Annotated in this window: 21 protein-coding genes; 10 read left to right on the forward strand and 11 right to left on the reverse strand. The window is 52.4% G+C overall.

Going from position 1 to position 25,841, the window contains the following annotated elements; translation table 11 throughout:
* Nucleotides 1-264 precede the first annotated feature (264 nt).
* From KKH67_05500 to KKH67_05520, 5 genes are all read right to left on the reverse strand, one after another.
* Nucleotides 265-1,476 (reverse strand): molybdopterin molybdotransferase MoeA, encoded by a 1,212-nt coding sequence (locus tag KKH67_05500; protein ID MBU1318638.1) that lies wholly within the window; start codon nt 1,474-1,476, stop codon nt 265-267.
* A gap of 101 nt (nt 1,477-1,577) precedes the next feature.
* Nucleotides 1,578-2,027, reverse strand: a complete 450-nt coding sequence (locus KKH67_05505; GenBank protein MBU1318639.1) for an MOSC domain-containing protein — start codon at nt 2,025-2,027, stop codon at nt 1,578-1,580.
* Nucleotides 2,028-2,054: 27 nt separating this feature from the next.
* Entirely contained in the window at nt 2,055-2,993 is a 939-nt protein-coding gene (locus tag KKH67_05510; protein MBU1318640.1) for a radical SAM protein, read from the reverse strand.
* A gap of 2 nt (nt 2,994-2,995) precedes the next feature.
* Nucleotides 2,996-3,496, reverse strand: coding sequence for a molybdopterin-guanine dinucleotide biosynthesis protein B (gene mobB / locus KKH67_05515; GenBank protein MBU1318641.1), 501 nt, complete (start codon nt 3,494-3,496; stop codon nt 2,996-2,998).
* On the reverse strand, nt 3,489-4,055 hold the full coding sequence (locus KKH67_05520) for a molybdenum cofactor guanylyltransferase (protein ID MBU1318642.1): 567 nt from the start codon (nt 4,053-4,055) through the stop codon (nt 3,489-3,491). Before KKH67_05520 ends, mobB begins: the two co-directional genes overlap by 8 nt.
* Nucleotides 4,056-4,396: 341 nt before the next feature.
* On the opposite strand from KKH67_05520, the gene KKH67_05525 reads away from it, so the two are divergent.
* Nucleotides 4,397-5,608: a CoA transferase gene (locus KKH67_05525; GenBank protein ID MBU1318643.1), complete on the forward strand. Its 1,212-nt coding sequence runs from the start codon at nt 4,397-4,399 to the stop codon at nt 5,606-5,608.
* Between the two features lie 24 nt (nt 5,609-5,632).
* Here the strand turns inward: KKH67_05525 and fdhD are convergent, their stop codons facing one another.
* The 4 genes from fdhD to KKH67_05545 form a co-directional block, all read right to left on the reverse strand.
* Nucleotides 5,633-6,469 carry a formate dehydrogenase accessory sulfurtransferase FdhD gene (fdhD, locus tag KKH67_05530; protein ID MBU1318644.1) on the reverse strand — a complete coding sequence of 279 codons (837 nt, stop codon included), beginning with the start codon at nt 6,467-6,469 and terminating at the stop codon, nt 5,633-5,635.
* A 63-nt stretch (nt 6,470-6,532) separates the two neighbouring features.
* Nucleotides 6,533-7,507: a polysulfide reductase NrfD gene (nrfD, locus tag KKH67_05535; protein MBU1318645.1), complete on the reverse strand. Its 975-nt coding sequence runs from the start codon at nt 7,505-7,507 to the stop codon at nt 6,533-6,535.
* Between the two features lie 57 nt (nt 7,508-7,564).
* The gene (locus KKH67_05540) at nt 7,565-8,176 is read right to left on the reverse strand and encodes a 4Fe-4S dicluster domain-containing protein (GenBank protein ID MBU1318646.1); all 612 of its coding nucleotides are present in this window, start codon (nt 8,174-8,176) and stop codon (nt 7,565-7,567) included.
* A 64-nt stretch (nt 8,177-8,240) separates the two neighbouring features.
* Nucleotides 8,241-10,919 carry a molybdopterin-dependent oxidoreductase gene (locus KKH67_05545; GenBank protein MBU1318647.1) on the reverse strand — a complete coding sequence of 893 codons (2,679 nt, stop codon included), beginning with the start codon at nt 10,917-10,919 and terminating at the stop codon, nt 8,241-8,243.
* A 512-nt stretch (nt 10,920-11,431) separates the two neighbouring features.
* Between KKH67_05545 and KKH67_05550 the strand changes: the two genes are divergently transcribed.
* From KKH67_05550 to KKH67_05585, 8 genes are all read left to right on the forward strand, one after another.
* Nucleotides 11,432-11,734 carry a hypothetical protein gene (locus tag KKH67_05550; GenBank protein MBU1318648.1) on the forward strand — a complete coding sequence of 101 codons (303 nt, stop codon included), beginning with the start codon at nt 11,432-11,434 and terminating at the stop codon, nt 11,732-11,734.
* 544 nt (nt 11,735-12,278) lie between these two features.
* Nucleotides 12,279-12,626 carry a hypothetical protein gene (locus KKH67_05555; protein MBU1318649.1) on the forward strand — a complete coding sequence of 116 codons (348 nt, stop codon included), beginning with the start codon at nt 12,279-12,281 and terminating at the stop codon, nt 12,624-12,626.
* Between the two features lie 26 nt (nt 12,627-12,652).
* Nucleotides 12,653-14,806: a sigma 54-interacting transcriptional regulator gene (locus KKH67_05560; GenBank protein ID MBU1318650.1), complete on the forward strand. Its 2,154-nt coding sequence runs from the start codon at nt 12,653-12,655 to the stop codon at nt 14,804-14,806.
* A 296-nt stretch (nt 14,807-15,102) separates the two neighbouring features.
* Nucleotides 15,103-16,485 (forward strand): SPASM domain-containing protein, encoded by a 1,383-nt coding sequence (locus KKH67_05565; protein ID MBU1318651.1) that lies wholly within the window; start codon nt 15,103-15,105, stop codon nt 16,483-16,485.
* A 426-nt stretch (nt 16,486-16,911) separates the two neighbouring features.
* Nucleotides 16,912-17,664: a CPBP family intramembrane metalloprotease gene (locus tag KKH67_05570; GenBank protein MBU1318652.1), complete on the forward strand. Its 753-nt coding sequence runs from the start codon at nt 16,912-16,914 to the stop codon at nt 17,662-17,664.
* Nucleotides 17,661-18,611 (forward strand): ABC transporter ATP-binding protein, encoded by a 951-nt coding sequence (locus KKH67_05575; GenBank protein MBU1318653.1) that lies wholly within the window; start codon nt 17,661-17,663, stop codon nt 18,609-18,611. The genes KKH67_05570 and KKH67_05575 overlap by 4 nt, the downstream gene beginning before the upstream one ends.
* The gene (locus tag KKH67_05580) at nt 18,574-19,407 is read left to right on the forward strand and encodes an ABC transporter permease (protein ID MBU1318654.1); all 834 of its coding nucleotides are present in this window, start codon (nt 18,574-18,576) and stop codon (nt 19,405-19,407) included. Before KKH67_05575 ends, KKH67_05580 begins: the two co-directional genes overlap by 38 nt.
* A gap of 21 nt (nt 19,408-19,428) precedes the next feature.
* Nucleotides 19,429-20,175 carry a YIP1 family protein gene (locus KKH67_05585; GenBank protein MBU1318655.1) on the forward strand — a complete coding sequence of 249 codons (747 nt, stop codon included), beginning with the start codon at nt 19,429-19,431 and terminating at the stop codon, nt 20,173-20,175.
* 345 nt (nt 20,176-20,520) lie between these two features.
* Here KKH67_05585 and KKH67_05590 read toward each other — a convergent pair whose 3' ends face one another.
* Nucleotides 20,521-20,691, reverse strand: coding sequence for a hypothetical protein (locus KKH67_05590; protein MBU1318656.1), 171 nt, complete (start codon nt 20,689-20,691; stop codon nt 20,521-20,523).
* An 82-nt stretch (nt 20,692-20,773) separates the two neighbouring features.
* Nucleotides 20,774-22,429 (reverse strand): HEAT repeat domain-containing protein, encoded by a 1,656-nt coding sequence (locus KKH67_05595; protein MBU1318657.1) that lies wholly within the window; start codon nt 22,427-22,429, stop codon nt 20,774-20,776.
* A gap of 1,121 nt (nt 22,430-23,550) precedes the next feature.
* On the opposite strand from KKH67_05595, the gene KKH67_05600 reads away from it, so the two are divergent.
* A partial coding sequence (locus KKH67_05600; protein MBU1318658.1) for a hypothetical protein occupies nt 23,551-25,841 on the forward strand: 2,291 nt, incomplete at its 3' end.

A 25,841-nucleotide genomic window follows, 5' to 3' on the forward strand; every position in this document is an offset into this window, starting at 1 on the left:
GCTCAAATTCCAAGAAACAGTAAAGCGACTATCAATTCATTTGTCGGCCTCGTGTCCATGAAGGCCAGGAAAGTGCCTTGATTGTCTTCAGACTTGATGCCAGAATCCCCAATGCGGGCAGAGGCATCTACCTCGCTTCCGGAAACCCAGAGAGGTCTCGATTGCGGAGAACTCCATTACAGGAAACCGCATGGCGCCAACGTTATTTCGGATACACTTCCATGCACGCCGCAGTTCAGTCGGAACGGGGCTTGGCGAGAGGGATCACAGTTTAAGTATATGGCTCCACGGGATTGCCTTGACGATAACCTCTCCAGGTCCTCCATCCGTGGCATCCTGAATTATTAAACCGTCGGTACCGAGGAGCGCCGTCAGTGCCGCGGACGATTTCTTAGGCGAAAAACGGACAACCGTGCGGCCAGCTTCTTCTCGTATGAAACCGGGCCAGATCAGTTTCCGTCCAGATTTGCGGATCGCCTCCGGCACCAATTGGGCCGGCTTTGGGCACAATCGGTAATCAGCTAACCCTGCCATTTTCTTTAGAGCGGGTATCAGGAACACGGAACAGGTAACAGCGGCGGATAGCGGGTTTCCAGGTAGACCAAACAGGACTTGTTTCTCGCGCACGGCGAAATAGACTGGCTTGCCGGGCTTGATTCGAACCTTGTGAAAAACTCGTTGCCACCCGCATGATTCAGCGATATCAACAACGAGATCCCGCTCACCGGCTGATACCCCGCCGCTGGTTACGATGACATCGTGCGACGAGAGAAGTACGTGCCGCAACTCCTTTTCCCTGTCCGGCAAGCGGGAGATGCGTTCCGCCCGGTCGCAATAAGGCGCGACCAGCGAGAGGATGGTGTAAGTATTGGAGTCGTATATGCCGTTGCCGGTCAGTTTGTCACCAGGATCAGTCAGTTCATCACCGGTACCTATTATCATTATCGAGGGCTTTCGGTAAGTCATCACCGAGCGCAAGCCGATCGCTGCTAGGACACCGATGTCGAGCTGGCCCAGCTTAGTCTCCTTGGTATATAGCTTCTGGCCGCAGGCTATGTCTTCCCCCGCTTCGCGGATATGCTGTCCGGGAACTGCAGGATTGAAGAAGCGAACCTCATCGTCGGCGTAGTCGGTTTCTTCGAATGGAACCACGGCATCGAATCGGTCCGGCACCCGAGTACCGGTCATCACCTTCACTGTGTGCCGATCGTCGACATGATTTGCAGCAGAGTCACCGGCAAATAGGGTGGAACTTATCGGGACCTCCCTGGGGCTGTCCGTCGAGCATTCCCTGAGCCATTGAGACTTTATGGCAAAACCGTCCATGGCCGAGTTCCTGAACGGCGCAACGTCGATTGGAGACACCACGTCCTGAGCCAACACGCACCCAATCGCGCTTTCAATCAGCCGCTCCTCAGTTCCGAGCCGACTGGTGTTCTCAAAGATCAGTTCACATGCTTCATCAAACTCAATCACGGTTTCCCTCCGTCGATGCGCAATAACCGGAACCTCCGGCAATCAGGTGCGGTGCCTTCGGCTAGTCGGAGATACGATACTTACTGCTGCCGGGACGTCCCTCAAACACTGCTGTTTTCCCAGCGGATTCTGTCGCCGACCCGAACCAGCCCACCCTCAGCGATTGAGGCGAATATGCCCAGGCGCGGCATGATACAATCTCCCACCGCCTGCCGAATCTGGCAGTCGTTGTGACATTCCTTCCCGATTTGGGTGATCACCAGTCGCACGCCGTCACCGATGCGCAATTGGTCGCCCACTGTGCTGAATGAAAAATCGATGCCGCGCGTGGTAATGTTCTCGGCAAAGTCGCCGGGCTTTACGTCAGGCAGGCGCTCACGAACGAGGTCAAATGCCTCAAACGGCAACAGCGATACCTGGCGCTCCGATCCGGCGTGAGCATCACCAACGATGCCGAAATTCTCTATGAACGACACCTCACCGATATTGCTCTTTCCCGATCCCTTCCGGGCAGAAATCGAAAGACGATACACCTCACCGTATTCAGTCATTAGAGCTATCTCCCGTCTCAGCCACCGCTAACCTCCAATGGCGGAGAAAGATGGCAAGGAGGTGGTTGGCTTGGCCGCATTATGGCAACCTCGGAATCGCTTCAGCCGCGCTAATTCCATGAATTCCGCTTGAGCCCGCCTGGAATCATCCGCAAGTAGATCGAAAAGATTGATATTGTTGGAATCATAGAGACAGGTATGCAGCAGACCGTCGGCAGTTAATCTAATTCGATCGCAGCCAGCGCAGAACGGGCTGCTGACCGAACTGATGAATCCGACTCTTATCCCGAGTGAGGGATCCGTGAAGTACCGAGCCGCGCTGTTGGCCCCAGTCGGTGCTGCCCGAAAGTCCCAAGGCAGCCGAGAGCGGATTTCTTCGCTCGAGACAAACCGCGGATCACCGGAAGCACTGTAACGATTCGGCATGAATTCTATGAACCGGATGTCCAGTCCGCGACTGTTGGCAAATGAAATCAACCGGTCAGCTTCATCATCATTGACACCTCGGATCAATACACAGTTCAGTTTGACGTCGCCGATATACTCGGCAGCTGCGTCAATCCCGGATATTACCCGGTTCAGAACGTGACTGCCGGTCAGCGCTCGAAACTTCGCTGGATCAAGTGTGTCGAGGCTTATGTTTGCAGAATCCAGTCCGGCCCTAGACAACTCCTTTGCCTTGGACTCGAGAAGAACGCCGTTGCTCGTGATAGCGGTGTGAACATCCTTATCCATTGCTTTGACAAAGGATACCAGTCGACACAGGCCTTTGGATAATGTTGGCTCGCCTCCCGTGAAACGGATTTTTCTTATGCCAGAGCCATGTAGGAACCTAATAGCCGAACACACTTTGTCTTCCACCGCCAAAACCGCCGGTCGGTATTTGCCTCCAGGCTGGCAGTACGAACACTGCAGATTGCAGGTCGATAGCAGCGACACACGCAGGTATCTGGGCGTATGACTCATCCTCACTCTCGAGTCTCCGTTTTCTTATCAAGAATGGTACTGCTCACAAGAGAGCCCAGTCCGCCATGATCCCCGGCTTCAAAGTGCGCGGGCACTTCGCTAACCCGTTCCGGACCGATTGTCGCCACGACATTATCGGGCAGCGTACCGGGCAATTCCTTCAAATGGCGCGTGACCAGTACCTTGGGGCGATCGGCTTGCCAATCGCCCTCGATAATCCAGATATCGATCTGCCGGCGGGTTATGTGCTGAAGTTGACAAATATCCAGCAAATCCGGTCGCGTAAAGATTGCAACTTCCTCATCACTCACAGCGACTGTTAATCCGGCGCCAGCCTGGCGGTGGCGATAGCTATCCTTGCCGCGCGTGTCAAACCGATGCGAATGCGAAGTGTGCTTAACGGTCGCCACTCGATAGCCCTCGCCGACAAGATAGCTGACCAGACCTTCAACTACGGTGGTCTTGCCTGAATTCTTGGCCCCCACCACAGCAAGCTCAACCATTGACACCCCCAAACGCCAGGTCCTCTGGACTATTTATATTCCGCCACTGACCTGCAGGCAAGGTTATTCCGCCGTGATCCAATGCGTTCAGAGCCTCCGCCATACGAAATTCACCATCCTGCCCGCATCGATAGAGAACTTCGAGTGAAGACTTATGATAGACTCCGCACAAGGGCTGCACACCGCTCGGTTCAATCAAACCCAGATACTGCTGACCGCGGTATTGAGTAACCACTGATGCAATCACTTCGGTACTCAGATCAAACAGATCGGCCGCTGTCAGAAAGCAGCTGTCAGTATCGCAGTCCTCGAGAGCGGCAATAACACCCGCCATAGGACCACGCGCCCTGGGGCTGTCCAACACCACCGCGTAGTCAAGCGACGAGAATTTGGCCGAGGCCCCTGCTACCAGCTTAACCTGTCTGAAACAGGCTTCACAGGTAGCTACAGTGCGTTCAAGCAATGACTGGCCATCTATTTGTATGAACAGCTTGTCGACTTTCATCCGGTGACTGCTGCCGCCGGCGAGTACATAGGCAGTGAAGTCACTTCTAATCATAAGGAACTATTGCCGGTTCGCGGCGGATGAGAGGTGATGCCACGGTCAGTAACTCCGAACACTTGCTTTCCATGCCATTCCGAAAAGAACACACCTTGAGTTACCACATTCTTCGGCCCAACGTCAGACAACAGGCTACATGTTACACAAAATCCATCGGCTGGTCAAGCGAATGATGCTATCGTCCGACGAATTCTCTCTGAGCTGGTCAACTCTTCCTGGAAAACTACTTGATTGCTCGATACGCGCAGCAAAAAAAGCTTTGGAACATGGTATCCGTCCGACTATTTTAATTTGCTGACGGCTTATTGGAAACGTTCAAGTTAGATCGAGATTATAGGATGAATGATGCTTCCGCAACTGAGCTATCGTTAACAGGGTACCGGGTTCTCGACCTGTCCCGGATTCTTGCCGGTCCATACTGCACCATGATTCTCGGGGATCAAGGCGCCGAGGTGATTAAGGTGGAGCAGCCGGGCACCGGCGATGATACCCGCACCTGGGGACCACCTTTCTCCGGCGGTGAAAGCGCCTACTATCTTTGCTGCAACCGGAACAAGAAATCAATCGTCATCGACCTCAAGCAACCTGCGGGCTTGGAACTCGTACGCGATCTGGTCAAAGTCTCCGATGTCCTGGTTGAGAATTTCACACCCGGTTTGACGAAACGCTTCGGTCTGGACTACGGAACGCTTCACGAACTCAACCCGCGACTGATCTACGCCTCCATCACGGCATACGGTCACGATGGCCCTTATCGGGAACGGCCCGGATACGATATGGTGCTCTCCGCTGTCGGCGGTCTCATGTGGATTACCGGCGAACAGGACGGGAACCCATGCAAAGTCGGTGTGGCGGTCACCGATGTGCTCACGGGTGTCTACGCGTCGAGTGCGATCACCTCCGCCCTGTTATGGCGGGAACGCTCCGGCCGGGGACAATTCCTCGACATCAGTCTCCTCGACGTCCAGGTCTCCGGTCTGGCCAACATCGCCAGTAACTACCTGGTCGCAGGCAAGGAGGCCCAGCGCTGGGGTACTGCGCACGAGTCGATTATTCCTTATCAGGTATTTAACACCAAGGACCGTCCGATTGCAATCGCGGTGGCGAATCAGAAACTATGGGTTAATTTCTGCAAGCTGGTCGGCAAGGAGGGCTGGCTGAGTGACCAGCGGTTCGAGTCTAATCCCAAGCGCGTCGAGAATCGCGAGACACTCCTGCCGCTTGTCGCCGCGTTGTTCGCTCAGAAGACGTGTGATGAGTGGATGGAACTGCTGGTCGGCGCAGCGATTCCGTGCGGTCCAGTCAACAATATGCAGCATCTGTTTGACGATCCGCAGGTGCGGCACAGGGGCATGATCGCCGAAGTGCCACATCCCACAATCGGCACGCTCCGTCTCACCGGAATACCTATTAAGGCTTCCGAAACGCCGGGAACCATTCGCCTTCACCCACCCCTCCTTGGCGAGCACACGGACGAGGTGCTGTCCGGAGTGCTGGATTACTCATCCGATCAAATCGAGGTGTTGAAAGCTCAGGGTGCAGTCACATAAGGCTGACCAGAGCGAGTAGTCGAACTACCCGCCTGTACAGATAACTCGGGCGGAATGTGTGAACACAGTTGCGCGCGTCTCACGAACAAAAGCACATAGCGTGATGTTGCATTTGCTCGCCACGTCGATCGCCATTGATGTCGGAGCGGATACGGCGGTGATCAATTCGATCCCAGCGCGAGCGCACTTGCCAACCATCTCCAGGCTGAGTCGGCTGGTGAGCGCCGCCCCCCGACCGGAGGTCCGGATGTCGGCCAGCAGGCACTTTCCGATTGCCTTGTCGAGCGCATTGTGGCGGCCAGTGTCCTCGGCGTAGGAGAGAATCTTTCCGGCCTCATCATATACAGCCGCTGCATGTGTCCCACCACTTGCTTCGAACAGACTCTGCCGCTTGCGTAGGGCGCCGTGGACGGAACGCAGCAGTTTGGCCTTGATTCTTAACGTATCGTCGACGCTTGGCAGTGCATCAATTCGCTCCTTGAGATTCTCACTCCCGCATGCTCCGCAGGAAGAAACGATCATCAAATTACGGCCTGCATCGCCGATCCTCGGAATCCTGTCAGCCAACCGGACGCGAATGATGTTAGGATCATCGTCGCATTTCTTGAGAGCTTCGAAATCGCCCATCTGCTCGACGATGCCCTCGGTAAGAAGGAAACCAACCGCCAAGGCTCGCCTGTCGGTGGGAGTGCACAGAAGTGTATAAGTTTCCACGCCCTCCACGTCGATCGTCATAGGGACTTCCACGACGACACAGACTTCCTCCTCCTTAGGCTGATCCGCAGCATCTCCCGTCGAGATGCGATCCGCCAGCACGTACCGCACGGCTTCTGGAGACTGGTCTGGTCTATCCTCGGTCAACTCACTCCACTCCATCGATGCACTGATTTTCGAATGTAGCGATGTCTTCGCAAATAACCGGCATTACTTGGGCGGAAGCAAGCCGATGTCCGGCTTCGGCTCCTTGGGTCGGTGGATCCGACGGAACTCGAAACCAGCTATGTTTAGCGTTGGCAGAGCACCACAAATTAGAACTGCCTGTCTCAGGATCAGTCCGCCCACCAGTCCTAATATCGCACCAATCGCAACGACGGTGGAAACGCCTGTTCCAGCTTCGGCTGTTGAGCGATATACGATTAGCATCAGAATTAGCGGCGCGGCCAGTCCAAGGATGAAGTATCCGATGATGAACATGCGCTTGCGCAGGATGCGCATCGCCGATTCTCTGGGGTCGGGCTGACGAAAAGCAGCCTGCAGGAAGAAAATGATTACAAGCACTTCCAGAACTACCAGGCCGGCCGCTTCGAGCGCCATTGTCCACAGAGGCTCCAGTGTGGCAGCGGTCGTACCGAACAACGTTATACCGAGCATGATAGCGAAATGACCAGTCACCGTCGCAGAGACAACGAATACCACCGGCACCACACCCGAGCGCCAGAACGGTATCCCTTTGGACGCGCTGAGCAGGATACCAGTGTAGGCCATCGTCCCGATGGCAAACACGAGTCCCGCAATAGCGATGACGTCAATGGTAGTTTTGCCTCCGGCCGTCGCACCGACATTCGTGAACTGATGAAGGATCAGATGCATGAACGACAAGATCATGAAACACGCAATTATCAAGGTGCCGCGGGCGATCCAGGAAGTCCCTGGCTTCATGGCGGCGAGAACGGCTCGGCTCGGCGAACCAAGGTCCGCAATGAGGAAGAGAGTTCCAATCAGGAGAGCCGGGAAACCGATCCACAGCCCAACGGTCGTAGACAGTTCGAGACCTGTTCCCAGGAATCTGTTGACGGCGGCGATCGTGTAAGCTCCGCCGCCGACGCCTCCGAGAAATAAGTAGACGGCAATAAGCCAACCCCAGTCATGTTGCAACTGACCATTAACTTTCGGATCCATAGCACTTCTCCCAAATGACTGCCCGCTGTATGCGGCCTGTCCGATTCTCTGGCACGATCACCTCGGAAAGAGGTAGTACACCTTGGGCTTGTTCCCGAACTCCAGATTCAGTACCTGCCCGCGCTCCTTCTTGATCAGGATGGACACTTCGCTGTTCGGGTCGTCGATAAGTCCGAATATACGTGCCTTGGCAGGGCACGCCTCTACGCACGCCGGCTGTTTGCCCTCGACGATCCTGTCCAGGCAAAAATCGCATTTCGTCGCCACGCCGACGCCTGATTTTTTCTCCCACGCCTTTTTCTGGAACTCCTCCAGAGGCGAAAGAGGGAGTCCATCGGGGAAATAACTCTCCCACTTCTCCACGCTGTACCGCGCGCCATAAGGACACGCCATCATGCAGTACTTGCATCCCATACACTTGTCTTTTTCCACTATCACGATCCCGTCGTCCCGCTTCTGTGTGGCTCCAGTAGGACACACTTCCATACACGATGGTTCCTCGCACTGCATGCAAAGCACAGGAAGGGCTTGCCGGACGGCATTGGGATAAGTGCCCACCTCACTCATTAGCACACGTGCCCAGAAAACGCCCGGTGGCGTATGGTTCGCGGTCTTGCAGGCCATGGCGCAGGCGTAACACCCGTAGCACCTCTTGAGATCGATGACCATTCCGTATTGTGGCATATCTGGCTCCGGTCGTGACGGTTTCACGACATCCTGACTCATTATTCGACTATTCATCTGCCTTGTAGATCTTCACTCGGGCGCAGATGTCCTGGTTGAAAGTAAGCGGATCGGTGTGATCCAGATCCATCTCCACCAAGTCGTTAAAGAATGTTCCCTTGTTCCTGGCAATAGGCATGTACTTGCCCCAGTGACCCGCGACGGCGGCTATGGCAAGATGATGTGGTTCGATCCCCTCGCTGAGGGAGACCCAGCCCTTTACACGATGGCCCTCCGGATTCTCAAGCCAGACCTTGTCGCCGTCAGCAATCCCCTTCGCCCTGGCTGTCTCCAAATGCATTTGCACTGCGTAAACGTTCGGATCCTCCTGCGAACATTCATCGAGATAAGGATTCTGCTGCGTCATCGAGTTGGTGTGCATGACTGCGCGCCAGTAGAAAGTGTGCATATCGTATTCAGGATTGTCTTCGGTGTGCGTTGGGCACGGATACCAGTCCGCTAGCGCTTTGAAGCGAGACCAGTCAAAGTCGAAAAAGTCCTTGCCGCCATATTCGTTCCACAGCTTGTCGATTTGCTCACCGGAGTCGATGAAGTACTCGAAGTAGATCGGTACCCTCGAGGGATTGAACCACTTCCAGTATACGTCCTCCTTCTTCTTCGGCCAGGTGAACACACCTGTTTTCCTCACATGTTCGAGGCCGTGCTTTTCGCCAAACCGGTCCTTGAGCAGGCGGTCGGTAACATCCTCCCAGGAATGAAAGACGCTACCGTCTTCCGTCAGCTTGTACTTTTCTTCCATCTCACCGCCATACCGCACTCCGATCGAGTCGTTGAGCCCCTTGTAGAAACGGCCGTGGATGTCGAGGCGCTTACAGATTTCCAGCATGACCTCGTTGAAATCGCGCCGTTCGTGTAGCGGGTCGACCACCGGCTGCCGGATTGTCCAGCCCCAATCGTCCTCACCTTGCGGATGAGAGAAGGTCGAGGGGAAGCTCACTGCCGGTGTGTAGCGCTCGAGGAAACAGGCATCAGGCAGCACGATATCCGCCACCGCCTCTTCAAATTCCGTGATATAAAGTTGGAACGAAAAGATAAAGTTGAATTTCTTCAGAAAGTTTTCCGTTACCGCCTCCGAATTGCCCATCGTCATTACGGAGTTAGAGCCAAAATTGATCATGACATCCGGCTTGTACGGGATTTTGAAGCGTTCCAGCATCTCGAACCATCTCGGGCTGGTTATGGTAAATGCATTATAAATCGAAGTCGGAAACATGTCGTGCAAATCCAGTCGGGTCGGTGCCTGCGGCACACGCATTGGGTATGGCTTGTGGTCGTACACCCAGGTCTTGGCGACCAGCAGACCGTCCGGACATGGGTACGGTATTTGATAAGGTTTGCCGGTCTTTTCGTATCCACTTCCGACCGCTGCTCCCAAACCGAGTGCGCTGCCGTAGGTGTCAGCCGCACCGACCATGTGGTTCACCATATCGATTGAGAGACAAGTCCAGCCGGAGTTAGTGTGTCCCTGGCTGCCACGGAAGAAGTGTGTCGCGACAGGACGTTTGGGGATCCTTTTCGGACCGTTGCTGGTCTCGATTGTGACCGTTGATCCGATCTCGGCCGCTTCGCCGAATTCCCTGGCAATGCGGCTAACGGTAGCAGCCGGCACCCAGGTGATCTTCTCTACATACTCCGGCGTATACCTCTTGACGTGTTCCTTCAAGAGGTCGAAGGACGGACGGCACTCTGTACCGTTGACAGGGTAGGTGCCGGTAAGCGCGACCTCGTGGGCTTCATCCTCGTACTCGACCCGCGTCACAGATGGATCGTTGTGGACCTTGGGGCAGTTATCGATCAGGTCCCACACGAGCGGCTTGTTGGTCTCCGGATCGCGCATGTATCGCCCGTCGGAGGGCTGAATTAGGTACGGACCATTGGTCTTGTACATCAAATACTCGGCGTCGTAGATGCCGTGTTCGTTGAGGAGCGAGTTGACCAGTCCGAGAGCCAGTGCACCATCTGTGCCGACACGGATTGGCACCCACTCGTGCGCTTTGGAGGCCTGGGCACTCTGGAAGGGATCGAAGACAATATTCTTGAAGCCGCGAGCCCGGGCGTCGGCAACCTGCGTGGCGTTCTGGACGGCCACGTGACCTGCGCCGTGTCCCTTGGAGCAACCGAAGTTCAGTGCGTAGTTACAGTGCGCGAAGTCCGGGATGATCGACCAGGATACATGCATGATGCCGTTCATGAAGTGGGCGCCGTTGCCGCAGTGCAGCCCGCCGCCGGATACCCAGTAGTTTGGTGTGCCGAAACCCTTCATGAAGCCGATGACCCCGAAACGGATCTCCGATGCCTGAGTCGTTGTCGCCTGGAAATAAGCCCCTCGCGGGTCTCGCTCGCGACACTCCTTCAGTTTCTGCACAATCGTGTCGAGTGCTTCTTCCCACGAGATACGCTTCCACATGGGATCGACCTTAAGCCCTTTCTCAGGATTGGTGCGTTTCAGAGGGTAATTCACCCGATAGGGATCGTATAACAACTGCTGCGCAGCCAAACCCTTAACGCAGATATGACCCCGCCCTGTGGGTGCATCCGGATTCCCGGCCAGCTCGGTGACGATTCCATTCTGACGGCGTGCCCTGATACCGCACATACAGTAGCATTGTCCACAACTGGTTGGTATCCAAACATCTTCGTCAACATGGGACTTGGGTGAAACGACCATGGATTGACTCCTGCTTCGTCTGAGTTAGTCCGGCTATTCCTGGCGAACGAAAACAAACCTGAGTATAACTCGGATAATCGCCAAGTCAAACAGTTTTTCGACGATCGAATGCAAATTTACACAGAAGAGGGGCTGTTGCCGAAGAGGGGTTTTGTGCTTCTGATCTAAAGAGCTACTTTGTGATGCGAGCACGCTCGCGATAAAATGCGGAGGAATGGTGGGATGAAGTTGGGGTTTGCTATCTTGTAGTTGTATCGATTGCACCTTTCTGGGTTACCAGCAGAGTAGGCGTTTCAGATTCAAGGCTGAAGCGGTGAAAGGCATCACACAAGCTTGTTCGAACCTTGGAACCAAGCCTTGGGGAATTGAGATCAAACGGCTATTTCTTACTTCAGCAGGCACATTGGGAAGATTGCTCAGGAGAATGAGACACTTCCTACCAATCTCCGGACACTAGTCGAGAGACGCTGCTGAGTCAGAAGACAACACTTAAGAGATCAATAGAGAATTTGTTGGTTGTAGCGGAAGAAGGCAAGCTCACGGATTCACTCAAGAAGCGGTTGGTTGTAAAGGAGTCTCAACTTCAGAATGTCGAGCGAGAGTTGGCGAATTTGACAGGCCAGATATCCACAATCGAAGACATCGACTCAGCGTGGGTGAGAAGGAAGCTCTCACGACTCAGCGAGCTGCTGCAGAATCACACCGAAGCTATCGGTGTATTTCGGACTGCATTGAAGAATGTGTTCCCCGACAAGCTTGTAGTCAGAGCAGTCGAACACTCCGGAAGAACTTCATCAAGATACATGGAAAGGTAATGCCGCTTAATATGCTCGCTGAAAGTGGACTTCCAATGGTGTTAAATAGCGGTGCAGGGACTTGCAACACCATTGGAACAATCATACCAGTCGAAGTGACCATCGTCCAAAACCGCAAAGTGGCCTAAAGACAGGGAGATACACACACGCAGAGAAACAGATTTCGTTTGCAGATGCAAGGTGGATTCTGAGATCTGGCAATGGGACACTCATGATTGCCTCGATTCCGCAATGCCATACCTACGAAAATATTTTCCAAACCTTAGGCTATGAATGCTCGTTTCAAACAGAAGGAAGAAAGTCAAGAAACCCGGTGTTACACTGACAGGTTCTGACAGGGGCAATGCCTATAATTACACAGGGTTAATATAACTTGTCCACTCGATGTCAATTCGAAGTCGCACGATCAGATTGGCAGAAGAGATGGTTCTTGTATTGACTGAGATTGAATATTGGTGTATTCTAGTTTAGCATCCTTCTGATCCTGACAACTGAGCAGAGAGCATTTGAAGAAATAGATATTACTTTAACGGGAGATGTGACAATGAAACGGGTGATTCTGTCCCTCACCCTCGCGTTGTTGATGCTGGGATTGGTCTGTCCCACGATCTCGCAAGCCGACGACAGCGCGACACCGGCCGCATCGAGCGCAAGCTCTGCCGCCGCACAAAGCACTCCTACCGCATCAGCCGAAACATTCCCGCCTGAAACTGAGAACAGCTCACTGGGGTCTGTTCTCGATGATCTCCTTGAAATGGCCTCATCGCTGACCGACCTGTTCGGAGACGATATCGAACCACCAAGCATGTCCGGCACTCCACCCGGAGATCCAGTAATCAGTGACAGTCGGCCGGATGGGGATGATGGTGGCTGGGATGATGACATGAAATGAGAATCCAGAATTTGGAGTAGAGGGTAATGGTCTCTCGGACATTCAATGTCACTGAGCAGAAAGTAGAGAAGCTGATTTCAGAGTCGAATTACTCTGAAGCACTAGCTTTGATTGAACAGCTGCGCAACTCGGTAGTCAAAAGCAACGCGCATATGTTGAAAGCGCGAATGTTCTATCTCCACTCCAAGTGTCTGTTCAAGTTAGGGAAATACCGCGAAGCTCTATTGAAGATCCGATCAGCAGCGCGTATTGTACGTGCAACAAATGACAATGCATTCCTTGCAGATATCAAGCATGTTCTTGGGTTAATCCTCATCCGCCTAGGAAGATTCGGTGATGCAGAGGAAGCCTTGACAGAATCCTATGTATTTTACAAGAGGACTCTCGACTACAAATCCTTGTTCTTTCCGCTCAGCCACATGGCTCAGCTTCATTACATTACCGGCAACTTCAGACGCTCATGTGAGGTGCTGGAGTTGACAATCAGGTATGCTGCCAAGTACCATTCTCAGGATAGAGTTGACAATGTTAAACGAAACCTGGCAAGAGTCCTCACATACATGGGGCAGTTCCAAAAGGCTAGCACTGTCCTGGATTCAGTATCTCCGTCACCATCTGACTTGAGAGCGCAAGCAAGCTCTACATTCCTTGAAGGTATGATTGCCGTTTTTCGATTGCAGGCCCCGCTCGGACAGTGCCATATTGAATGTGCACTGCGACTATTCTCAGAGTTGAAAATGCCACAAGACATCAACGTTTGTCTGGAATATCTGGGGCTTTTGTCGCACTTTGAAAGCAACTACGCCAAAGCACGCGAATGTTACCAGAAAGTTCTCGATATGCCGGAACCGACAGCATCGGCGGTGGCGCAGACTCTGCGTATGCTGACAGATGTCTATATCGCCGAAGAGAAATTCGACATCGCAGAAGAGACCGCTATCAAAGCCGAGGCATCAATCACCAAGATCAGCGAACGCATCGAACTCGGTGCGCTCTACCGTGCTTACGGTCAGATATATGCACACAAGAAAGAGAACGATTCCGCTCGCGACTATTTCAGTAAGTCGATCGATCTTCTGCGCGAGATAGGTGCGCGCTACGAACTCGCGCTGTCGTATCTCGCAGCCGGCAAGTCTGAGTCATACAGTTTCGATGAACGCATGCGTCATCTCGAAATGTCGCGGATGTTGTTTATCGAAATGGATGTCCCGAAACGGGTCGAGCAGGTTGATGATGCGGTCAGGATGTTGAGACTGGATTCGATACCCGATGTAATTCAGAGCGATAGCGAACCTGTCATCATAGCGGGCAGCAAGATCATGAAGAAGGTCCTTGTGCTCGCAAGGAGTGCTGCTGAGAGTGACATAAATGTCCTATTGACCGGTGAAACCGGCACAGGCAAGGATTTGCTGGCACGCTATGTCCATTGTCAAAGTGGACGAACCGGCGAGTTCATCACAGTCAACGCTGCGGCTATTCCGGACAGCATGGTGGAGGCCGAGCTATTTGGCTGTCGGAAGGGCTCATTTACTGGCGCTGAGGAGCACAAACGCGGATTGATCGAGGCTGCGGAGGGTGGGACGTTCTACCTGAACGAGATTGCCGACGCGACACTGGTCTTTCAAGCGAAGCTTCTGGAGGTTCTGGAGACACACGAAGTCCGAAGACTCGGCGAAACCACCAAACGCAAGGTAGATTTCCGATTGATTTCTGCAACCAACCACGACATCAAGAATCGCATCGCGGAGAGCGAATTCCGCGCGGATCTCTTCCACAGACTGAAGGAGCTTCAGATAGAGCTGCCAACACTTAGGCAGAGACTTGAAGAAATTCCATTTTTGCTGACCCATTTTGCCAGGCAGCTCTTTCCCAATGCCGATAATGATTCGATCTGCAATTTGTCCAAACAAGTTCCTCTCTCACTGACCGAGTACGAATGGCCGGGCAACGTCAGGGAGTTTAGAGCATTCTTGCACTCGTGTGCAATCGAGAGCAACGGAGACTACGGACGATTCCTGAAGCTTCTCCGCACGGTTGATCGTCACGAAGGAGGCGAGAGAGACAGGTTGGAGCGTATCCTAAAGGAGACACGTTGGAACCGGAGAGCTACCGCCCGCAGACTGGGAGTTTCCGAGGGCACCGTTCGCAACCGCATTAAGAAGTTCAGGCTCTCCCCTTAGTTTTCCTCAACTTGCGTAATTCACGGAGTACCTGTGCGCACTTCTACGCAACCAGTAATCCTCTGACCTTGATTATCTTAGCCACTAATCGCAATCGCGTTGCGTAGGATGATGCGTAAATCTGCGGGCGATCTCTCCTCATTTTTTGATTTCCAGATCAGTTTCTACTCAACTACAGCCGTTTACAGTCATGATTCGCAAAGTGCCATATTGGCATTTCATTTGCTATTAGTCCACAACAGAAAGTATGGAAAGGCTTGGTTAATGATCCTGTGAATGAAAATGGGGAATTCGCCATGAAGAAGAGAGTCAAAGCATCAAGGTATAATCATATAGTCACCGGACAGGATGGTGATGTTCTCGGATTTAATGCAATGTCGTGCGGACTCGGGAGTATTGATCCCGACAAGCGAGATCGCTTCGCTCAAATGACGGCTTCCAGGGAGCCGTTTGAGATCGACTCGGAAGATGAATTCTGCAAAGAGTTGTTCAGGGGTGGCTTTCTCATTCCAGAGGACCTGGATGAGCTGAGTTCAATCCGGGCAGCACATTATTCTGCAAGATTCAGTGAACAGTCCACCGGAATGACCATCATCCCGACTCTCAACTGCAACTTTGCCTGTGACTACTGCTACGAAGACTCAAGCGTACATGTCTCAAAGGACCCTTCCAAGAGAGCTATGTCCGAGGAGGTTCAGGACAATCTTGTGGAACTCGCGGAGTCCCGGATCAAGGAGAACTCAGTTTTCACAGTGACCTGGTACGGTGGAGAGCCGCTGCTGCGTCTTGACATTATTGAGTCACTCTCGAAGCGATTCAAGGAGATATGTGAGCGGAAGCAGTCGCGGTATTTTGCCGGAATAATCACGAATGGTTACTTGTTGACTCCCAGAACCGCAGTGATCCTGGCACAAAACGGTGTGAAATTCTGCCAGGTCACACTTGACGGCGTCAAAGCCGTACATGATTCAAGAAGACCGCTACGCGGCGGCTCTGGTACATTCGACCGAATAGTTGAGAACGTGACTGCTGTTTCGGAGCAGACGGACTTGACCCTATCCATTCGAATCAATGCCGACAACAGAAATAGCTCATCCATAAGCGAATTGCTGTGTGACTTACGGAAGCGCGGATTGCACGACCGAGAGAAGGTGAATATCTACTTCGGGCAGGTGCTTGAGTACTCGAACTCATGTCGTGATACCCCGGATTTCTGTATGGCAAACGAGGAGTTTGCTGACTTTCAGGTCGTTGCGTACAGGAAGGCTCTGGAGCTCGATTTCAGGATTTCAACATACCCATTCGCCAATTTGGGGAATTGTGGCGCAGTTAAGAGCGTAGCATCGATAATCGAACCGTCCGGTGATGTCCACAACTGCTGGAATACGGTCGGAAGGCATGACATGCGAACCGGTGATTTGACTCATGAAGGTGTCGACGCAACTCGGAATTCTATCAACTGGCTTGGTTGGACACCTTTCGCGGTGAAATGCAACGACTGCGAAGTTCTTCCCGTTTGTATGGGTGGCTGTCCTTATAGGTCGCTTTTCGGCGCAGACGAGAATGGTGGAGACAACGGCACATGCATTTGGTGGAAGTTTAATCTTAGAAAGATGTTGGAATTGTTCAGCGAAGCACAGAAGCGGGGCAAACTTGCTGTTTCGCAACGGAAGAGGTAAACAAGCGTGATTGTTCATAGTGTAGATCACGCTCAAATCACTCAAAGGAGGTTCAGATGAACTGGTTGGTGATCCCAATGCGTTCGGGTGACTTAGGCACTGTTTGTAGCATCGTCATATGCTGCAGTCAGGCATGTTTCTTCGATGTACATCCTTGCGTCCCCAACGCAGGTTGTTTCACAGATCCTGTGGTGCGCTAAGCGAAATGTGGAAGGTCAAGAATAACCTTGCCGCGTTAGACTGAAACGATTTTATTAAGAGAAAGGGCAATTCTATGAACTGGCTTGTTAATCCATCAGGTTCGCCGATCAAGGGTGGAGGTCCTGAATGCGTAATTCTACCTTGGATATGTATTAGTCTCTGTTTGCTCAACTGTGACTATTGTCTCGTTTACTTCTACGACGATCTAAAGTAGTAGTTGAGTCGGTGAAGATCCTGAGAATGCGAGAAGGATTCATAAGCGCTGTGGCACTCGGAAGTTTTGTTCGACCGTTTGATCGATTGCATAGGCGGGAAGCTGGCTTGCTCTGCGTGTGCATGGTCTACGTCATCGGCGGTGCCGTGAGCAATGTGGTTCAAGCATCACAGGTTGATTTGACCATACTTGCTGCTGTGCAGTATCTGATGGTGGCGTTTTGGGTCATCCTGACGGCAGCGGCAATCAGGTTTGCCGTGGTATCGGGAGCCGATGTTTCCCGGTATGGACTCTCTGGAGGGGTCGTTAGCTGGACGACAGTCATCTTCTGCTCTGCTTACACTATCTATGCTTTCACCAGCCGTTCGTCCATCCTTGTTCCACCGTTGCTCGGCACTTGGTTAGGTCTGTTCGGTGTTGTTGTCGAGGAGGTTGTGTTTCGCGTGATTTTGGTGCACCTGTTCAGGAAGCTACTCGGGCCGCTGAACCACAGCCTGTTTTACTCGATTCTCCTCAGCAGCCTGATCTGGTCATCTGTTCACATTCCTACGAAGGACTTCTCACTTGTAATCGGGCTATTCATAACGGCAATACTTGTGTCGACGTTTTACTGGTATACTCGAAGTCTCCTGCTTCCGATCTGGTTGCATGCCTTGGCTAACACGGGATTCGTTGGTGCGGGTGTGGCGGTGGTCCTGTATACTGCTGTCCTGGTTGTCCTGCGTTTCACCCGACATCGTAACAAGGTTGCACAGATGTCATGATCACTCTCAACAACATATGCTACCGCTATCCGAGAGCGGAGCGGTCTGCTCTCGATCGAGTTACTCTGACCGTTCGCCCCGGTGAGATATTCACTCTGCTCGGTCCCAATGGTGCCGGCAAGACTACGCTGATACGCATACTCTCCGGATTAATTATCCCACAGCAGGGGCAGGCATCCATCTGTGGGTACGACACGCTCAGAGATCAGTATGCCGCAAGGCAGCCACTCGGGTTGGTACTCGGCGACGAACGGACATTCTACTACCGACTTTCCGGGAGGCAGAACCTCGAGTTCTTCGGTGGGCTGCTGGGGCTACGAGGCAGACGCATTGCCGACCGGATCAATGAAGTGCTGGAGATGGTCGGCATGACGGACTCCGCGAAGCATCCGTTTATGAAGTTCAGTACTGGAATGAGAAAGCGTCTGAACTTCGCGCGTGCGCTTCTGTCGGATCCGTCTGTCTATCTGCTCGATGAACCGAACAGCGGCGTCGATCCTGCGTCTGCGTCCCATATCAGGGAGATCATCCTCGACCTGAAAAAAAGGGGCAAGACAATACTTCTCACGACGCACAACCTTCAGGAAGCCGAGAGATTGTCTGACGCGATAGGATTTCTGAAAGCCGGAATCTTGCTTCGAACGGGATCTGTCTCGGAGTTCAGAAGCGGTATCGAACGGAGCTGCATATCCGCGATTTTCGGCGCGAATGGGACTCCAATCAATGTTGAGATGGAGAAGCTCGTCAAGAGAATCAGAGTCTGCAGCCCGGACAGCAACGTGACCGTGAACGACAATCGTATCAGCATTTCATTGAGCGACAAGCTCGAAGCAAATGAAGTGATCAATCTGCTTTCCGGATCTTCGCTTCACCTGGAGGACGTCCGCTATGGAGACGCATCCCTCGAAGATGTCTTCTTCCACTTGGCTGGAGGCGGCAATGTATAAAGGCTACCTGTTCATCAAGCGTGGCATTGTAACAATGCTGAGCTACAGAACTGCGCTGGTGCTGGGCATCGTCGGAAGCTTCATCGGACTGCTGCAATTCTCTTTCATGGGGAGGTTCCTCACGGAAGGGAACAGTTTTCCGGCTCTGAACGCATACGGTGGAAACTTGCTTGCTTATCTGATAATCGGTACGGCGTTCACGAGCTTTGTTGGAGTCTCTCTCGGTTCGTTTCAGAACACCATCAGAAGCGAGCAACAGATGGGTACTCTTGAGTACCTGCTGATCACAAACACGAAGCTAGAGCTTCTACTCTCGTACTCAGGATTGGTCAGTTTCCTCGGTACGCTCCTGAATGTCACGCTGCTATTACTTGTAGTAATCTTCGTCTTTGACATTCCCATGGAGGTGAATCTGGCTGGGGCCGCAGTCTGCATTCTGCTCACGATCACGTCGCTCTCGGGAATTGGCTTGATGGGTGCGGGAATTATCATGGTGACCAAAGTTGGGGACCCTGTGACATGGATATTCACAACGCTCACGGGTCTGCTAAGCGGCGTACTGTTTCCGGTGGAATACCTGCCCGGAGCGTTGAAAGCCATATCGATGCTTCTGCCGACTACACATGCCCTTCATGCACTGCGACTCACTCTGACGCAGAATGCGTCTATCGAGCAAATTTCTTCCCAGCTGCTCTTTCTCTTGATAGCATCCGCAATCACAGTCCCGTTGGGATTCTTCTCAATACGTGCCGGATTTAACAAGGCCAGAAGGGATGGTACGCTGGCACATTACTGATTGACTACGAAGGGAGGCTCTATGTCCAATGAAGCGCTCGTCAGGGAGACCGGAACCGAGATGGTCAGGCGACCCAGTACTTGGAGCGACGTCGTGAATCTGTTCGTCTCTCCACGCTCGACCTTTGAATCAGTTTCTCGGAGGGCTCGATGGGTTATACCCTTCCTGCTTCTGGTACTGTGCGCTGTAGTCTTTGAAGTCTCCGTGAGTGGGACCAGAATGGACGATCTTAAGTTACAGGTCAAGAACGATCCGGATATGTCGCAGGATGATATCCAGCATCGTCTCGACAATATCGAAAACCAACGGTCTCCGGAATTGGTCAGTCTCCGAACCGGGCTTGGTGTCCTCGCGTTGGGCGTGCTGGAATTCGCCAAGCTACTTGGATTGTCGATTGTGTTGCTGCTTTTCTGCATGCTGTTCGTGAGCGAGTTGAGGTTCGTAGCGATCCTGTCGATCTGCGCATTCAGTTCACTGATATTGATCCCCGAGATAGCCTTGAAGATTCCTTTGATTCTCTTGAAAGGGACGACTCATATATGGTTCAGCCCGGCAGCACTCTTTTCCGGCATGGATGAGAATAACCTCATGTTCAGATTCATGCAGAGCATCGACATCTTTACTATTTGGAAGATGATTCTAGTCGGAATGGGATTACATACGGTGTTCGGCATTGCGAAATCAAAGTCCTACTTAATTGTGACGGTTCTCTTCCTACTTTGGGTCGCTGGTCACTCTCTGCTGGGAGGGCTGATACATATAGCCTAATACACCTGCACGTTACGATTGGACAGAAAGCTCTTGTGTGGGTTGCGAAACTGCATTCGAAGTACGAAGAGCGGTTATGTCTCTCAGCAAAATTTCTTCAAGCAAGTTTCCCCTGAGTGTCCAAATAGCGGTGCAGGGACTTGCAGCACCATTGGATATTCGATACCATTCGAAGTGGCCGTCAATTAGGAGCGAAAGGCGGCTTGACGGCAGCGGCACGCTCACAGTCAGCAAATGCTAACCAAACCGTATCTCAGGTCACCTCCCCTATGTGTCCACTTTCTGCTGAAACGCGACAATATACTGGATGCGATACACTACGTCGTCTATATCAAGCTCGCAACGTCAGTCCGCATCTCCGGCCTCGGACTGCTCCAGGTCGTCGTTTGGAATGAATGCAATGCCTTCAACCACTATGGTCGCGCCATCGGGGTTTAGGGGCTCGTCCCAAGCCATCCCGCCGAAACTTATAACGATCTGATATAGGTGATCCATGTTGACACGACCCGATTGCATGGATAGGTCTACCTTGATCGTCCGTGCCCTATCAGTAGGGAGAGGCGGAAGCCTAACCAGCCCTCTCCATTCGCCTAGATGATTAGGGGCGTCGATGAAGGTGAGCCATATTCTCTCCCCCCCCAAATTCACCTCGAATTCTAAGGATCATGGTGTAATCGGACAAGGAGAAGACCGTGCGACCCGCATGCGAGGGATAGGGGTCACTCGATTCGATGGAGACAGATGCCCAGGTCGGTAGGCCAAGCCAATTCTTGCCTTCAGTGAAGAAACTCGCCGGTATCCACCAGTCCCGCCGTCCTCTCTCTACATCGGTATAAATCCTCCAATGTGCCTTCAGATTCTCTCCGGGAACCAGGGCGCCTTGCAGCAGTGTAGAATCGACGACTGATCCCTGGGGTGGGCTTCTCCATACGACTGTCGTATCGATCTGGGAGACCGCCCACAAAGCTGCATCCCTTACAACGAAGCAATTATCCCGCGATCCCGTCCTGAGCCAAGCGAGGGCATCGGGGTGTCCAATCTTTCCAAGGGCGAGAGCAATCTCCTCTTTGAGAAGTGGTTCTTTGCAGTCTCCGGCCTCCTCGAGAGCAGGAATGGCCCGCCGATCTCCGATTTCGCCCAGTGCCCAAGCCGACATGCACCGAACGTTGTTATCTGGGTCCTGAAGTGCATCAATCAGCGCTTCTACTTCTGATGGCGTCATCAGGAGGTTTTGGAAGCGGTTCCAAAGCCCATCTAGACCCTTGGACCATGCCGGCCGACTTATTAGCCCGATGGATTCCGCCGCATAATAACGAACTTGGGGCTGGGTATCGGTCAGCGCATTGATTGCCAAGGAGCTGGCGCGTGCACTTCCCCGCATGTTCCCAAGGGCTTTGATGCTATTCTCTCGAATCCACGCGTTCTCGTCTTGACAAGCTTTCCCCAACTCTCCAAGCGCACCATGATTCTTGACAAGGGACAGTGCCACACCGGCATAATACCAAACTCGATACGATCCAGTGCTCGAATGAACGGCATCTACGAGTCGAGGTATTACACTTGGGCTCGCCTTGGAAAGAGCCGCGGCTACCTCCTCCAAATCGCTTCCACCATGGATCAGTGTGTGAAGCAGTTCGTCCACAAAGGGATCTATTGCATTTGGGTGTCCAATCCTCATCATGGTTGACTTGATCCAATAATGCCCTGGGTGGCCGTTTGCCAGCGCCAACTTCAGACGCGGCAGGGCCGGCCCAGAATGCTCAGTAAGGCAAACCATCGCTTGGTCGCAGAGCCAGTCATCAGAATAGGAATCGAAGCACCCAATAATCGCATCAACTGCCGAAGTGTGGCCCCTCTCAGATAGAACCCCTAATGCCCAGAGTGCCCACAATTGGATATCGTCATATCCATATGCACGGGCCTCAAGATCAAGGAGTCCCCCGCGAAGCGTTGTCTTCCGTGGATATTCTGCGACTAGAGTGGAATCAAGACTAAAGGCCAATTCTATGGCCGCGGCTGATACTGAACGGAAGTCGACAAGACCTCGATCTCGGAAATCCTGCTTTGTGCTATCATCATCAAAGTACCGAGCCTCATAATCAGCCGTGTAGTTCACAACCGTGTTCAGGTGGCCAATAAGTCTATCCACCGCGTCATTCGGATGGCCGCTGACCGCCTGGCGGATCGGCAAGACAAACGCAAGTGTACAAATGACAGATATGAACACCGCTTCACAACAGATAGTGCGTTTCACATCAAACCTCCTATAACCGAAGAGTAGGTTGTAGCGAACACATGTCGATTCAAACAAAGCATTTTGTGGTGTTGCACAGTGAACAGTCTCGATTCCAAAACCATTGTACGTCGTCAGAACGTTTCGGACATTTTGGTTTTGAATTTAGGGGATTATTCTGTCTTTGGCAAGTATGATATCTGGCTGTCATCTTGCTGTTGATCCCACTCCACTTGATGCAGCCGGGTTGTTCTGTCGCCTTTATTGCATAGGGTACCGAGAATCAAGTAGACGCAGGGACTTGCAACGCTATTGGAATATCTCTACCGTTTGAAGTGATTGTGACCTCCAAGCGAAATGCAGCCTGATTGCATTGATATGATCTCACTTGCCGTCGGATTTCTTCCATCGGAACCGGTAATCTGGCGGTCCTGTGGACGGTGAGAGTCTGAGATCTTCTACCTTCGTGTGACGAGTACACGAATCTGCTCAGGCAACGGTAAACACCGGACACAAACAGGCAATAGCAATAGGAGCTTAGACAGAGTATTCTGTCCCGTGTCTCCCGTTATTGTCCGTTGTTCTGGTCAAATTTGTTAGTAAGATGTAGGAAAGAGTTGCGTGTCAACGTGGCTTGGCCAACCTTTATGGAACTGAAAACCAGAGAAGAGAAGATCAAAGAGCAAATGCCATCTGTTGCCAAGCTCACTCCGATTTCCCGGTCTCGTACGTTTGCATCAAAGACCTTTCGCCACGCTTACCCCGGATCAGAAAGGGGGATTCTTTGTATTTGGGATCCCACATTTGCGCGAGAAAAAGCTTGACTGAAAACGGCGGTATTCTTATAATGAAATTACCAAACAGGATTCAGGTTCGGTCCGATCGCGTTCTTCATCCAAAGTTACAGACTTCTGGATCGCCTTAAACTAATTTCGGGAATGTTGTTCTAGGCACCTTCATGGTTGATTGGCCAGATTAGAACAGCGGCGAGGAATGGTGTAATCCCGGTAAAACGTACTCATCGCACCGCCATGAATTGGTGGTGGTGAGCGGAAGCAGACCGATGAGATCGAAGGTATGTGCATCATCAGTGCAAAAATCTTCAGATTCAGCAACCTTTTGCCCCAAAGGGAGGGAGAGCGATGAGAAGCTTCAACCGCAGTGAACCGACGGGACACAATTATCTGGGAATTACCCTAAGTGTCCTAGTCCTGCTCATGGCGTGTCAGCAGACTGCCACTGCTGCACAGCCCATTGACAGGCAGAACATTGTCATGCTGGGAGATGTGTCTTTGACACAGGTTGGTGAGCAGAAACACATGGGACAATTCGGCGAAGGGAAGATGTCGAGACAGCTCGACTTGAGTCAAGTTGTTGTCCAGCCCTATGTTGGTGAGGAATTGCTGCCGCGAGAGCAAATCGCGCTCGAAATCAGCGGGCAGAGCACAGAGCTGTTGGATCGGCTGATGGCAATGGAGTTCGATCCCAATTGCACAGATTGCGAAGGGAAAATCGAGGAATTGCTGACTTCACGAACCGCGTTGTCACAGAAGGACCTGGAAGATGCCGCGTTTCAGGATGTAGAACTCGAAAACACGCTGACCTACGCTCGGAGTCTTGGGCTGCTGTCCCCCGAGTGGGTCGAGAGCGTGACCTATATCGACGGATTGACCGCACTTATCGCGAGCTACGGACAGGATCGTAATGGAAGGCAGACCTTCGCAGTGCGGTTCTCTTTTGCGGAATTAAGCAAATCCTTGGTCATGCAATTTGAATCCACGAGGCTGATCCTTAGCGATCAGTATGGTGGGTGCACAATCGACCTGCAGACCGGGATTGCGACTGTGGACGGTATCACAGGCACGAAAGAAAATTGTAGCTATTGGGAGTGTGTAGCCAATTGTTTTGGGGGAATAGGTGGTCTACCAGGAATCATATGTGGGGCGTTACTGGGTGTGTGCGTTGCTGCACCTAACCCCGTCACGTGTGGGGCAGCTGCCGTCTGCTTTGGAGCTGTTGGTGCGTACTGCCTGATAGACTGCAATGATCCATGTACTCACTGTGTTTGTCCAGATGACCCTATTACTCTCAAGGGAAGAGTCCTGACGGAAGGAGGTTCACCCTGGGGTGGTGTGGAAATCTGTGTATTCGACTGCGCAGGGACTCCGCTGGGAGCCGGTTACTGCGTGATTACAGGTGACGACGGTCGTTTCTCGCTGGCATTCGAAGCACCCTCATTCAATATTGTTATCGGCTTCTGGCGGGGATGCGATCCCGTATATGTTACTGACTGTTTACCTCCGACACCGGGAGTCTGGGATTTTGGTGACCAGGTGTTCCCCCCGTGTGATGCAAACCTGCTGCTCAACCTATTTGAAGCAGGAGTGTACTGCTACGTGTTACCGTGTGGTTCTGATGAACCAGTGGCTGCTTGCCAAACTGATGGTTCCGGCACCTGTGTGGTATCGGTAGCACCGGGATCATATTGGTTCGTTTTCCTCAGAGATTGTGACTGCTGGCAATACTACACCGAGTGCTTGGACATTCCAGCCGGGAACTGGCAAATTGATATCGGTCCTCTTCCATCTTGTCAAACCGAAATATGCCTGGAAGGCAGAGTCCTCCACTCAAATGGCAGTGCGTGGTCGAATCTCGATGTAATAATTGCGGACTGCAATTACAGTCCTATCACGTCGACAACAACCGATGGATCGGGGAGTTACTCAATCTGTTTCAGCGCACAGGACTTCGCATTCGTGTTTGACCGTGGCTGCTGTTCAGGAGAACTCCTCGGTACTGAGTGTATATCTGCGATCCCCTGTAACTATACAGTTGGTGATTTCACATTGGACGACTGCATCACAGATATAGATGCGCCCAGCGGTTTCTCATGTACCCCTGGTTGTGGTGCGATATCAATGAGTTGGAACTCGGTTTCAGGAGCCGAGGGATATTGTATCTATAGGGATAACTCGCAGCTCACCTGTATATCGGGTACGAGCTATACCGATAACAGTCCTGGGACATCCCAGAGGTGTTACAAGGTTACGGCAGTGTTAGGAAATTGCGAGTCCGGTTACTCCAACCAATCCTGCTGTACCGCCGGTCAGGAACTACCTGCACCGGGCAATTTCTCATGCACGCCTGGCTGTGGTACGATATCAATGAGTTGGAACTCTGTTCCTGGCGCAGATGAGTACTGTGTTTATAAAGACGGTGTACAACAAACCTGTGTGGCTACTACGAACTGGACCGATAACAATCCTGGCACATCACAGCGCTGTTACAAGGTCACAGCCAGAAACGAGATGTGTGGCGAATCTGGATATTCCAATGAATCCTGCTGCACGGCCAGTGGGGATCTACCTGCACCGGGCAATTTCTCATGCACGCCTGGCTGTGGTACGATATCAATGAGTTGGAACTCTGTTCC

The sequence above is a fragment of the Candidatus Zixiibacteriota bacterium genome, from assembly GCA_018820315.1.
In the GTDB taxonomy this organism is placed as follows: domain Bacteria; phylum Zixibacteria; class MSB-5A5; order JAABVY01; family JAHJOQ01; genus JAHJOQ01.